7 protein-coding genes are annotated in these 13594 nt (G+C 71.3%); all 7 read right to left on the bottom strand.

Going from position 1 to position 13594, the window contains the following annotated elements:
- Positions 1-45: 45 nt before the first annotated feature.
- Complete coding sequence (locus ABZ862_RS08260; RefSeq protein ID WP_360954200.1) at positions 46-1251, bottom strand: DNA polymerase III subunit delta'; 1206 nt, start codon at positions 1249-1251, stop codon at positions 46-48.
- A 138-nt stretch (positions 1252-1389) separates the two neighbouring features.
- Entirely contained in the window at positions 1390-4710 is a 3321-nt protein-coding gene (gene tmk / locus ABZ862_RS08255) for a dTMP kinase (RefSeq protein WP_360954197.1), read from the bottom strand.
- A 295-nt stretch (positions 4711-5005) separates the two neighbouring features.
- Positions 5006-7855, bottom strand: coding sequence for a type I DNA topoisomerase (gene topA, locus ABZ862_RS08250; RefSeq protein WP_360954194.1), 2850 nt, complete (start codon positions 7853-7855; stop codon positions 5006-5008).
- Positions 7856-8108: 253 nt separating this feature from the next.
- Positions 8109-8306 (bottom strand): hypothetical protein, encoded by a 198-nt coding sequence (locus ABZ862_RS08245; protein WP_360954191.1) that lies wholly within the window; start codon positions 8304-8306, stop codon positions 8109-8111.
- 320 nt (positions 8307-8626) lie between these two features.
- Positions 8627-10147, bottom strand: coding sequence for a methyltransferase (locus ABZ862_RS08240; protein ID WP_360954188.1), 1521 nt, complete (start codon positions 10145-10147; stop codon positions 8627-8629).
- Positions 10148-10209: 62 nt separating this feature from the next.
- Positions 10210-10806 carry a small secreted protein gene (locus ABZ862_RS08235; protein WP_360954185.1) on the bottom strand — a complete coding sequence of 199 codons (597 nt, stop codon included), beginning with the start codon at positions 10804-10806 and terminating at the stop codon, positions 10210-10212.
- Positions 10807-11069: 263 nt separating this feature from the next.
- Entirely contained in the window at positions 11070-13475 is a 2406-nt protein-coding gene (locus ABZ862_RS08230) for a sodium-translocating pyrophosphatase (RefSeq protein ID WP_360954182.1), read from the bottom strand.
- Positions 13476-13594: the final 119 nt, after the last annotated feature.

Below are 13594 nucleotides of genomic sequence, written 5' to 3'. Positions count from 1 at the left end.
CGCCCCGGCTTCGTCCCGGGTACGCCCTGGCTGCGCCCGCCCGTGTCAGCCCGCTCTCAGCGCCATCGTCATCGCCTCCACCGCCAGCAGCGGCGCCACATTGCGGTCGAGGGCCTGGCGGCAGGCGGCGATCGCCTCGATACGGCGCAGGGTGGACTCCGGGGCGCTGGAGCGGGCCAGACGCTCCAGGGCGTCCTCCGCGTCCGCGTTGGCCAGCGCGATCCTGGAACCGAGCTGCAGAGCGAGGACGTCGCGGTAGAAGGCGGTGAGGTCGGTGAGAGCGACGTCGAGGCTGTCCCGCTGGGTGCGGGTCCGGCGGCGCTTCTGCTTGTCCTCCAGGTCTTTCATCACACCCGCGGTGCCGCGCGGCATCCGGCCGCCCTGGGCCGCGCCGAGCGCGGCCTTCAGCTCGTCGGTCTCCTTGCCGTCCCGCTCCTCGGCGAGCTGCTTGGCGTCCTCGGTGGCCGCGTCGACCAGTTCCTGCGCGGCTCTGAGCGCACCCCCGATGTCCTCCACCCGCAGCGGCAGCTTCAGCACGGCGGCGCGGCGTTCCCGGGCCGCCGGGTCGGTGGCCAGGCGGCGGGCCCGGTCCACGTGCCCCTGTGTGGCGCGGGCCACCGAGGCGGCGACCTCCGGCTCGATGCCCTCACGGCGGACCAGCATGTCCGCGACCGCGGCCACCGACGGGGTGCTCAGGTTCAGATGGCGGCAGCGGGAGCGGATGGTCGGCAGCACGTCCTCGATCGAGGGCGCGCACAGCAGCCACACCGTGCGCGGGGCGGGTTCCTCGACGGCCTTGAGGACGGCGTTGGCCGACTTCTCGTTCAGCCGTTCGGCGTCCTCGACCAGGATGACCTGCCAGCGGCCGCCCGCCGGAGAGGTGAACGACTTCCGCACGGTGTCACGCATGTCCTCGGCCAGGATCTGCGTGCCCACGGCGGCGACCGTGGTGACGTCGGCGTGGGTGCCGACCAGGGTCGTGTGGCAGCCCCCGCAGAAGCCACAGCCCGGGCTGCCGCCGAGCGCGCGGTCGGGGCTCACGCACTGCAGGGCGGCGGCGAAGGCACGGGCCGCATGGGTACGGCCGGCGCCGGGCGGCCCGGTGAACAGCCAGGCGTGCGTCATCTTCGACGCCTCGGGCGGCGGTACGTCGGAGGCGGCAGCGGTGACGAGCGCGTCGGCGTCGCGGGCGGCCGCGCCCAGCTGCTCGCTCACCCGCTCCTGGCCGACCAGGTCGTCCCACACAGTCATGAGCCGGACCGCTCCTTCGTCGTCGGTGTTTCCTGTGACCTCTGGACCCGCCGTGTCCCGTGAACCCGCCGTGTCCTGCGGATCCTCTTGGTACTCGTCACGCACCGTCCATTGTGGACCGCACCACTGACAACGGCGTCAGCCCCGGCGTCCCCGCCCCCGGCCGCCACGGCGCCAGTCGTCGTCGTGGTCGTCGTCGCCCCGCGGGCCGAGCAGTTCGTCGGCCAGCGACGGCAGGTCGTCCAGCGGCGTCTCCTCCGCCCAGTCCGGCCGCTGACGCCTGCGCGGGGCCTCCGCCGCGGCGGCGTCGATCTGCGGCAGCTCGCGCGTCCGGTCGTCGGATCCGTCGGGACCCGTGCCGGCCGGACGCTCGTCCCGGAAGTAGCCGCGGGGCAGCCGGTCCGCGAGGGCGGCGTCCGAGTCACCTGACCCGACGGGCGGCAGCACCGCGGTCTCGTCGGCGGCGCCCGGCCGCACGGGCGGCAGCACCGCCGTCTCGTCCGCCGCACCGGGTCGGACCGGGGGCAGTACGGCCGTCTCGTCCGCCGCACCCGAGGAAACGGGCGGAACCGGCGGCTTCGGCAGCTTGGCCGTCACCTCGGACTCCGACTCGGTCCTGGAGCCGGACCCGGTCTCCCGGTCCCGTACCGCCCGGGAGTCCCCGGAGCCCACGGGCTCCACCGGTTCCCGGGACTCCCCGGACTCCCGCTTGCGGAGATCCGCACGCTCCACCACCGGCGTCGGCACGGTGAGCGCCTCCCCCGGTACGGCAGATCCGACCGGCGGCGTGACGGGCGTGGCCCGTGCGACCGGCGTGTCGGTGACCGTGGGCTGCCGGGACGCCGTGTCCGCCGCGGCCGCCGCCTCCGCGGCCAGCCGACGTGCCTCCTCGGCCTTCAGCAGCGCCTCCTCGGCCTTCCGCTGCTTCTCCAGCCTGCGTTCCTCGGCCTCGCGGCGCAGCCGGGCCTCCTCCTCGGCCTGCCTGCGGCGCCGCTCCTCCTCCGCCTTGCGGCGGGCCTCCTCCTCGGCGCGGACCTTCTCCTCCGCGAGCAGCCGCTGACGCTCCTCCTCGGCACGCTTGCGGGCTTCCTCCGCGCGCTGCCTGGCCTCCTCGGCCTGCCGCTCGGCCTCGCGCCGCTGTGCCTCCTCCAGCTCGCGCCGCTTGCGCTCCTCCTCCTCGGCGCGCAGCTTCGCCAGCTGTGCCTCGCGCTCCCGCTCCAGGCGCTCCTCCTCGGCCTTCCGGGCGGCTTCCTCCTCCGCCCTGCGGCGGGCCTCCTCCTCGGCCTTGCGCCGTGCCTCTTCCTGGGCCTGCTTCTCGGCCTCGGACAGCGGCAGCACGGTGTCGAGGCGGTGGCGGATGACGGTGGTGACGGCCTCGGGCTCCTGGGCCGCGTCGACGACCAGGTAACGGCCGGGGTCGGCGGCGGCCAGCGTGAGGAAACCGGACCGCACGCGCGCGTGGAACTCGGCGGGCTCCGACTCGAGACGGTCCGGAGCCTCCGTGAACCGCTCCCGGGCGGCCTCCGGCGACACGTCCAGCAGGACGGTCAGATGGGGTACCAGCCCGTTGGTCGCCCAGCGGTTGATGCGGGCGATCTCGGTCGGGGAGAGGTCGCGGCCCGCGCCCTGGTAGGCCACGGACGAGTCGGTGTAACGGTCCGAGACGACCACCGCGCCGCGCTCCAGGGCGGGCCGTACGACGGTGTCCACGTGCTCAGCGCGGTCCGCCGCGTACAGCAGCGCCTCCGCACGGTGGGACAGGCCCGCCGACGACACGTCCAGCAGGATCGACCGCAGCCGCTTGCCCACCGGGGTCGCCCCGGGTTCATGCGTGAGGACGACCTCGTGGCCCTTGGACCTGATCCACTCGGCGAGCGCCTCGGCCTGCGTGGACTTTCCGGCGCCGTCGCCGCCCTCCAGGGCGATGAAGAAGCCGCCGGTCGCGGGCGTCTGCACGGGGTCGTCGCCACCGAGCAGGGCGTCGCGCAGATCCTGGCGCAACGGTACGCCGGAACGGTCGTCGGCCTTGGCGAGCACCAGCACGGCCACCGGCAGCAGCAGCGCACCCACCAGCATCAGGGTGAACGCCGCTCCGCCGTGCGCGAACACGAACCGGCCGCTCTCCAGACGGTGGCGGCCGATGAGGGCCGCCACCAGCGGGGCCAGCAGCGCGCCCAGGGCGATGACGACCCGGACGACCGCGTGCAGGTGCTCGGTCGTGCGGGCGCGGCGGTAGTCCTCGGCCTCCTGGTCGAGCAGCGTGTGCCCGGTGTTGGCGGCCACGCCCGCGCCGGCTCCGGCCAGCGCGTCGATCAGCAGCACACTCGTGACGTCCGGGACGAGCCCGGCGGCGAGCAGGGCGACACCGGTGAAGGCTATGGCCAGCGAGAGCAGCCTGCGGCGCGACAGCGACACCAGCGTCCTCGGCGCCACGCGGATACCGAGGACGACGCCGCCGGTCAGCGCGAGCACCGTCAGGCCGTACAGGACCGGCCCGCCGCCCAGGTCGGTGGCGTGCAGCACCGACACGGCGACCGCGGCGGCGATCGCCCCGGCCACGGCGGCGCAGGCGAGCACCAGCAGCGGGATGGCGCCGGTACGGCCCTTGTCGGGGCCGGTGCCGGTCCTGGGGCGGCGCAGGCCCTCGAGCGGGGACCGCGCGCGCGGGGTGCGCGTGCCGGGCACCTCCAGGAAGACCAGCAGGTTCAGCGACGCGGCGAACAGTCCCGCCGCGACGTACGAGCTCAGGGCCGCCTGATGCTGGTCGAACCAGGTGACGGCGGTGCCGAGCAGATTGTTGATCAGCGCGGCGCCGACGAGGACGGCGGCGGCGAGGGGGATCGCCACGAACGTCGTGCGCAGCGACAGGCGGCGCAGGGCGTCCATGTGGTCCGGCAGCGGCCGCACCGTCGCGCCCTCGGGGGGCGGGGCGGGCAGCAGGGCGGGCGCGGCGCTCTCGCGGCACACCGTCCACAGCCGCTCGGCCACACCGGCGACGAACGCGGTGACCAGCAGGACGGCCAGCGCGTTGTCCGGCGTCCAGTCGATCCAGAGCGGGGCGATCAGCAACAGTACGGCGCGCAGCGCGTCCGCGCCGACCATGGTCCAGCGGCGGTCGAGCGGGCCGTCCGGCGCGGTCAGCGAGGTGAGCGGACCGAGGAGGACGGCTCCGAACAGGAGCGTCGCCAGGACACGCGCCCCGAGGACGGCCGTCACGGCGAACGCGACACCCCGGTAGCCGCCGCCGAAAGCGCCCTCGGCGACGGCCGCCTGAAGGGCGAGCAGGATCAGCACGAGGAGCGCGAGGGTGTCGCCGACGCCCGCCACGAGCTGTGCGCCCCACAGCCGTTTCAGCTGGGGGCGGCGCAACAGGGCGCGGACGGCGCGTTCTCGGGAGTCCGCTACGAGGGCGTCGTCGGCGGCCGGATGGTGGGCCGTTGGCTGCTCGGCTCGGGTCATGCTTTCAGCCTATCGGGACTGGCTGACATCGAGCTGTGCCCGTCCGAACGTGCGCGCGCCTCGGTATCGAAGTGTTGCCCTGCGGCACGCACTCCGCCGTGCGCCCGAACGGGTTCAGCCGTCCGGGCGCGGTATCGGGGGCACGCCCGCTGAGACGTCGTCAGCCGCAGCGTCAGCGTCTGTTCTCGGTCATGGTGGTCGTTGCCGGTGAACGGTCGTCAGTAGTCGGCCGTCGGTAGGCAGGCAGGCAGCGTCAGCCGTCGGTAGGCAGCAGTCAGCCGTCTGCCGTCTGCGGTCAGTCGTCTGCCGACGATGCCTTGGCCGCCGTCGTCTTCCGTGCCGCCGTGGTCTTCTTCGCCGTCGTGGACTTGGCCGCCGTCTTCTTCGCGGTGGTCGTCCTGGCGGCCGTCTTCTTGGCCGTGGTGGTCTTGGCGGCGGCGGTCTTGGCCGTCGTCTTCTTGGCGGGCGCCTTCTTCGCGGTCTTCTTCGCGGGCGCCTTGGCGCGCTTCTCGGCGAGCAGCTCGAAGCCGCGCTCCGGGGTGATCTCCTCGACGCTGTCCGCGGAGCGGAGGGTCGCGTTGGTCTCGCCGTCGGTGACGTACGGGCCGAACCGGCCGTCCTTCACCACCACGGGCTTCCCGCTGACCGGGTCCTCGCCGAGTTCCTTGAGCGGCGGCTTGGCGGCGGCCCGGCCGCGCTGCTTGGGCTGGGCGTAGATCGCCTGCGCCTCCTCGAGGGTGACCGTGAAGATCTGGTCCTCGGCCTGGAGCGACCGCGAGTCCGTGCCCTTCTTCAGGTATGGGCCGTAGCGGCCGTTCTGCGCGGTGATCTCCACGCCGTCCGCGTCCGTGCCGACGACCCGCGGCAGTGCCATCAGGCGCAGCGCGTCGTCCAGCGTCACCGTGTCCAGGGACATCGACTTGAACAGCGATGCCGTGCGCGGCTTGACGGCGTTCTTGCCGGTCTTCGGCGTGCCCTCGGGGAGGATCTCCGTGACGTACGGGCCGTAGCGGCCGGCCTTGGCGACGATCTGGTGGCCGGACTGCGGGTCGGCGCCCAGCTCGAAGTCACCGCTCGGCTTGGCGAGCAGTTCCTCCGCCAGTTCGACGGTGAGTTCATCGGGCGCCATGTCGTCGGGGATGTCCGCGCGCTGGTGCTGCTCGGAGTCCCGCTCACCGCGCTCGATGTACGGGCCGAAGCGGCCGACCCGCAGCACGATGTCGTTGCCCACCGGGAACGTCGACACCTCGCGTGCGTCGATCGCGCCCAGGTCGGTCACCAGTTCCTTGAGGCCGCCGAGGTGGTCGCCGTCGCCGTTGCCGGCGTCCGCCGCACCACCCTCTCCCATGCCCTCGCCGAAGTAGAACCGCCTCAGCCACGGCACGGCCTGGGCCTCACCGCGTGCGATGCGGTCGAGGTCGTCCTCCATCCTGGCGGTGAAGTCGTAGTCGACGAGCCGCCCGAAGTGCTTCTCCAGGAGGTTGACCACGGCGAAGGACAGGAAGGACGGCACCAGGGCCGTGCCCTTCTTGAACACATAGCCGCGGTCGAGAATCGTGCCGATGATCGACGCGTACGTCGACGGGCGGCCGATCTCGCGCTCTTCGAGCTCCTTGACCAGGCTGGCCTCGGTGTAGCGGGCCGGGGGCTTGGTGGAGTGGCCCTCGGCGGTGATCTCCCCGGCCGTCAGCGGGTCGCCCTCGGTGACCTGGGGCAGGCGGCGCTCGCGGTCGTCCAGCTCGGCGTTCGGGTCGTCGGCTCCCTCGACGTAGGCCTTCAGGAAGCCGTGGAAGGTGATCGTCTTGCCGGAGGCGGTGAACTCGACGTCCCGGCCGTCGGCCGACGTGCCGCCGATCCGCACGGTCACGCTGTTGCCGGTCGCGTCCTTCATCTGGGAGGCGACGGTCCGCTTCCAGATCAGTTCGTAGAGCCTGAACTGGTCGCCGGTCAGACCCGTCTCGGCGGGGGTGCGGAAGCGGTCGCCCGAGGGGCGGATCGCCTCGTGCGCCTCCTGGGCGTTCTTGACCTTGCCGGCGTACGTGCGCGGGGCGGGCGGGAGGTAGTCCGCGCCGTACAGCTGCGTGACCTGCGCACGGGCGGCCTTGACGGCGGTCTCGCTGAGCGTCGTGGAGTCCGTACGCATGTACGTGATGTAGCCGTTCTCGTACAGCTTCTGGGCGACCTGCATGGTCGCCTTCGCGCCGAAGCCGAGCTTGCGGCTGGCCTCCTGCTGGAGCGTCGTCGTACGGAACGGGGCGTACGGCGAGCGGCGGTACGGCTTGGACTCGACGGAGCGGACGGCGAAGCGGGTGCTCTCCAGGGCGGTGGCGAGGGCGCGGGCGGTCGCCTCGTCGAGGTGGAGGATGTTCGCGCTCTTGAGTTGTCCCAGGGAGTCGAAGTCGCGGCCCTGCGCGACCCGCCTGCCGTCGACGGTCTGCAGGCGCGCGACCAGCGACGACGGGTCCGACGGATCTCCGGCGCGGCCTGTCGCGAAAATGCCCGTCAGGTCCCAGTACTCAGCGGAACGAAAAGCCCTGCGCTCGCGTTCCCGCTCCACGACGAGACGTGTGGCGACCGACTGGACGCGGCCCGCCGACAGACGCGGCATGACCTTCTTCCACAGGACCGGCGAGACCTCGTAGCCGTAGAGACGGTCGAGGATGCGGCGGGTCTCCTGGGCGTCGACCAGCTTCTGGTTGAGCGTGCGCGGGTTGGCGACGGCGGCGCGGATGGCCTCCTTGGTGATCTCGTGGAACACCATGCGCTTGACCGGGATCTTCGGCTTGAGGACTTCCTGGAGGTGCCAGGCGATCGCCTCGCCCTCCCGGTCCTCGTCCGTCGCGAGGAAGAGCTCGTCGGAGTCCTTCAGCAGGTCCTTGAGCTTCTTGACCTGCGCCTTCTTGTCGGCGTTGATCACATAGATGGGCTGGAAGTCGTGCTCGACGTCCACCCCGAGGCGACGGACCTCACCGGTGTACTTCTCCGGCACCTCGGCGGCGCCGCTGGGGAGGTCGCGGATGTGCCCGACACTCGCCTCGACGATGTAGCCGGGGCCGAGGTAACCCTTGATCGTCTTCGCCTTGGCAGGCGACTCCACGATGACGAGTCGGCGGCCGCCTGTTGCGGTCTCGCTGGTCGGGGACAACTTCGCTCTTCTCTCCGGTCGACGCTGGGCCTCCCCGGGCTTCGTCAGGCTTCGTCCCGGGGGCGGGTCATGGTTACGCTGCGGAGTGTGACGGTACATCCCGCCCCCGTGTCAAACGGGAAAAGCCCGCAACGGCCACTCGAACGGTAACCCGACTACTGGCATCCCTGCCGCCCGGAGTGCCCGGCCGTCCTCCTCGCCCTGTCCGGAGCGTGACCTACCGGTTACCCGGCGGAGGAGACGTGAGCCCAGCTCACACGTGCGCGAAGCACCACGCCGCGAGGCCCAGCGCGAGCACCGCGACCATGGCCGTGAGGGTCGCGGATGCGATCTGGTTCACACCCTGCGCGACGGGCTCGCCGATCCGTACGCGGACCACGGTCCACAGCAGCAGCGCGCCGCCGAACAGGGCGAACACCATTCCCGCGAAGATCGCCGGTCCGCTCTCCATGGCTCCCCTGCCCCTGTTCCCTGTCCGCGAGTGCCCAGCGCCGGGAGACTGCCACGCGCGGGCGGCGACAGGGCGAACCGGAGGTGAACGAAGGGCGCGAAGTTGCCCGAACATTCGTTCGGGCAACTCGGGAGGGGCGCGCGGGAAACGGTGGGCGCCGGTGACTTTCAAGTCGTTTTCGGATGACGCCACATGGGGCGCACCGGTCCCGTGTACATCACTGGCACCACTGGCACCACTGCCATCGCATGCGCCGACGGGACCAGGGTGCCGCAGACACCGCGGGCACCGTGGGGCAACCGTCCCGGAATCCCGCCGGCTCAGCGCGCCGGTTCGAGGAACCCCTGCTCGACCAGCAGCCGGATCTGCGCCGGGGTGCGGTCCCGCAGCAGCACGGGGTCCTCGCCGACGAGCTGCGCGATGGCGTCCAGGATGCGTCCGGCGCTGAGCGAGCCGTCACACACCCCCGCGAAGCCGGCACCGACCGTGTCCACCTTGGTGGCCCGGCGCATTCCGCGGTGCTGACGCAGCACCACATGCTCGGGGTCCTCGGCGCCGGGCAGCCCGACCTGCTCCTGGACCACCTCGGCGGTCAGCCTGAAACGGCCCTCCAGCAGGGCCGCGTCGTCGTGCTCCCGGAGATAGTCGAGGCGCTCGAAGTGCGCCCGCACGGTGTCGCCGAGCGGCTGCTCGACCGGGTGCGGCCACTCCTCGACGACGAGCGACGGCTCGGGGGCCGCCGTCCGACGCAGCGTGATCCAGCCGAAGCCGACCGCCCTGACCTTGCGCGCCTCGAACTCGTCCAGCCAGGCGTCGTACCTCGCCTCGTACTCCGCCGGTCCGCCGCGGTGGTCGCCCGCGTCCCGGAGCCACAGCTCGGCGTACTGGGTGACGTCCTGCACCTCGCGCTGCACGATCCACGCGTCGCACCCGCGGGGCACCCATGACCTGAGTCTGTCCTGCCAGTCCTCCCCTTCCACGTGCTGCCAGTTGGCGAGGAACTGTGCGAACCCGCCCACGTTCAGCCGTTCCCCTGCCTGCTGAACGAGCGTGCGGCACAGATCGTCCCCGCCCATCCCGCCGTCCCGGTAGGTCAGCCGGGCGCCGGGCGAGATCACGAAGGGCGGATTGGAGACGATCAGGTCGTACGACTCGTCGTCCCGTACCGGCTCGAACAGAGAGCCCTGGCGCAGCTCGGCGGCGGGCACACCGGAGAGCGCCAGGGTGAGCGAGGTGATGTGCAGCGCGCGCGGGTTGACGTCGGTCGCCGTCACGCGCGTGGCGTGCCGGGTGGTGTGCAGGGCCTGGATGCCGGAACCGGTGCCGAGGTCGAGCGCGGCGGCGACGGGCGTCCGCACGGTGATCCCGGCGAGTGTCGTGGAGGCGCCGCCGACACCGAGGACGACGCCCTCGTCGCGGCTGCCGATCCCGCCGGCCCCGCCGACGGCACAGCCCAGGTCGGACACGATGAACCAGTCCTCGCCGCCCGGCCCGCCGTACGGCCGTACGTCCACGGTCGCGGCGACCTCGTCGCCGCCCGCCCGGACCAGCCACCCCGCCTCCAGGCACTCGGCGAGGGGCAGAACGGCGGCCACGCGCGCGCGGGGCACGGGCTGTTGCAGCAGGAACAGCCGTACGAGCAGTTCCAGCGGCGTGTCGCCGCGTGTCGCCCGGAGGGCCGGCACGGTCTCGCTGCGGGCCAGTGCGGCGTAGGCGGGGGCGCCGAGGAGGTCGAGCAGGCCGTCGGCGGTGAAGGCGGCCCCGAGGAGGGCTTCCCGCAGCCGGGCGGTGGTCTCGGGTCGGTCGGAGGCGGGCAGCGTCAGCAGGGTGGCGTCGGTCACGCCCCCATTGTCCCCCGCGGTCCCGGCCCGGTCCCGGCCCGGCGCGTCCTGCGCGCGGTTGCTCAGCCCTGTGTCGCCGACGCCGACGCGGCGACCTTCTGGCAGCTCGGCTGCTTGGCGATCGCGTCCTTGACGTCACCCTGTTCCAGGTTCTTCAGGGCAGCGGTACCGCTCTTGTTCTGCGCCTCGAGCGCGGTCATCTGGGTGGCGATGTCGTGCAGGCCGGTCGCGAACTTCGCCTGGTTCTTCGTGTCGAGCGCGTCGACCTTCTTCTTCAGGTCGGCGTAGGCGCCAGAGAGGTCGTTGAGGTTCTTGACGGCGTCCTTCTGGCGTGCGGAGCCGCCGTCGACGCCGGGAGGCGCGCCGGCACCGCTGATGGCGGTGGCGAGCGTCTTGTAGCCGTCGGACATGTCCTGGAAGGCCTGGGAGTCGGTCTTCTGGATGGTGGCCGGCGGGTTCGAGGTGTTCGAGGCCACCTCGGCGATCGAGGCGTTGGCAGCCTTGATCTTGGCGTCCTGGGCCGGAACCGCGTCACAGACCTTCTTGGCCCATGCGTCGAGTTCCTTGTTGTCCTTGGTGCCGCCGCCGCTGCTGCATCCCGTCAGCGCCATCACCAGTACCGCACCGCCGGACAGTGCGGCCGCGAGCTTCTTGTTCACCGGATCGGTCCCTTCCACGGCTCTCGGCCCACGGACCCTACACGCCGGTGGGGTGGTGATCGCACTTCAATGGGAGCTTTTCTTGTGTTTTTCAGTTGTTTGCACCAAGAGAGAGAAGGGTCACGGTGCGCGGCCGGAACGGCGCGCCCGGAACGCGGAGGAGCGGCCGGAACGCGGAGGGACAGGAACGCGGAGGGGCCGGTGGCCGACGCGTCGATGTGCGTCGGCCACCGGCCCCTCGTGCTGTGCGATCGTAAGACCGTCTACGACACCACCGCGGGATCCGCCGGGTTGGCCGTCTGCTCGGCGTCGGACTCGTCGCCCACGGCGATACCGCGCCGCTTGGAGACATAGACCGCTCCGACGATGACCACCAGTGCGAGGATCGCGATGAAGATCCGCACACCGATGTTCTCGTCGGCGCCGTAGCTGAACTTGATGACCGCGGGGGCGATCAGCAGCGACACCAGGTTCATGACCTTGAGCAGCGGGTTGATCGCCGGTCCGGCCGTGTCCTTGAAGGGGTCGCCGACCGTGTCGCCGATCACCGTGGCCGCGTGGGCGTCACTGCCCTTGCCGCCGAAATGACCGTCCTCGACCATCTTCTTGGCGTTGTCCCAGGCACCGCCGGAGTTGGCGAGGAACACCGCCATCAGGGTGCCCGAGCCGATCGCACCGGCGAGGAAGGAGCCGAGCGCACCGACACCGAGGGTGAACCCGATGAAGATCGGCGCCATGACGGCGAGCAGACCCGGTGTGGTGAGCTCGCGCAGGGCGTCCTTGGTGCAGATGTCGACGACCTTGCCGTACTCCGGCTTCTCCGTGTAGTCCATGATCCCGGGCTTCTCACGGAACTGCCGGCGCACCTCGTACACCACCGCGCCCGCCGACCGCGACACCGCGTTGATCGCCAGCCCCGAGAAGAGGAAGACGACCGCCGCACCCGCGATCAGACCGACGAGGTTGTTGGGCTGCGAGATGTCCATCATCAGGTTCAGCGGCGCACCGGCTCCGGAGAGCTTCTCCCCGACGTCGTGCGCGCCGGTGGTGAGCGCGTCGCGGTACGAGCCGAAGAGCGCCGACGCCGCGAGGACGGCGGTGGCGATGGCGATGCCCTTGGTGATGGCCTTGGTGGTGTTGCCGACGGCGTCCAGGTTGGTGAGCACCTGGGCGCCCGCGCCCTCGACGTCACCGGACATCTCGGCGATGCCCTGCGCGTTGTCGGAGACCGGACCGAAGGTGTCCATCGCGACGATCACGCCGACCGTGGTGAGCAGGCCGGTACCGGCCAGGGCCACCGCGAACAGGGCGAGCATGATCGACGTACCGCCGAGCAGGAAGGCACCGTAGACGCTCAGGCCGATCAGCAGGGCGGTGTAGACGGCCGACTCGAGGCCGACGGAGATACCGGCGAGGACCACCGTGGCGGGGCCGGTCAGCGAGCTCTTGCCGATGTCCCGCACGGGACGCCGGGTCGTCTCGGTGAAGTAGCCCGTCAGCTGCTGGATGACAGCGGCGAGCAGGATACCGATGGCCACCGCGACGACCGCGAGGATCCGCGGGTCGCCGTCCTTGGCCTTGATGGCCGCGTCGGTGATGCCGTGGAGGTCGGCGTACGAGGACGGGAGATAGACGAAGACGGCCACCGTCACCAGCACGAGCGAGATCACCGCGGAGATGAAGAACCCGCGGTTGATGGCGGTCATGCCGCTGCGGTCGGTTCTGCGCGGGGCGACCGCGAAGATGCCGATCATCGCGGTGATCACACCGATCGCGGGAACGATCAGCGGGAAGGCGAGCCCGGAGTCGCCGAACGCCGCCTTGCCGAGGATCAGCGCGGCGACCAGGGTCACGGCGTACGACTCGAAGAGGTCCGCCGCCATACCGGCGCAGTCGCCGACGTTGTCGCCCACGTTGTCGGCGATGGTCGCGGCATTGCGCGGGTCGTCCTCCGGGATGCCCTGCTCGACCTTGCCGACCAGGTCGGCGCCGACGTCGGCGGCCTTGGTGAAGATGCCGCCGCCGACACGCATGAACATCGCGATCAGCGCGGCCCCGAGGCCGAAGCCTTCGAGCACCTTCGGAGCGTCGGCCGCGTACACCAGCACCACGCAGGAGGCGCCCAGCAGGCCGAGTCCCACGGTGAACATGCCGACGACGCCACCCGTACGGAAAGCGATCTTCATTGCATGGTGCGAAACGGTGGTGAGATCCGCTTCCGGCTGGCCTTCCGCCGGGGTCGCTTCCCGGGCGGCCGCGGCCACGCGCACATTACTGCGCACGGCGAGCCACATACCGATGTATCCGGTGGCCGCCGAGAACGCCGCGCCGATCAGGAAGAAGATCGACCGCCCGGCACGCTGATTCCAGTCGTCCGCGGGGAGCAGCATGAGCAGGAAGAACACGACGACGGCGAATACGCCCAGCGTACGCAGCTGTCTGGCCAGATAGGCCATCGCGCCTTCTTGGACCGCCGAGGCGATCTCTTTCATGCTGTCGGTGCCTTCGTCGGCCGCGAGCACCTGGCGTACCAGGACGCCGGCGACAGCGAGCGCCGCCAGTGCCACCACGGCGATGACCGCGATGATCACGCGGTTGCCGTCGGTCAGCACTGCGGCTGCGAAGGTCGTGGGATGGCCCAACTGATGAGGGGTAGAAAGCCCCGCCATTCGTCCTCCTTGACGCTTGGGCTGAGCTCAAGATGTGGACGGATTGTAGGTACCGGAACCTGATCAAAACAGTCCGCGGTAAGTGGAATAAGTCTTCACATGCTCTTCAGCAAATGATC

The organism is Streptomyces sp. NPDC047000 (assembly GCF_040644295.1).
Classification (GTDB): Bacteria; Actinomycetota; Actinomycetes; order Streptomycetales; family Streptomycetaceae; genus Streptomyces.
Note: the sequence above shows the minus strand (reverse complement) of the source record. Positions and strands in the feature narration are given on the sequence as shown.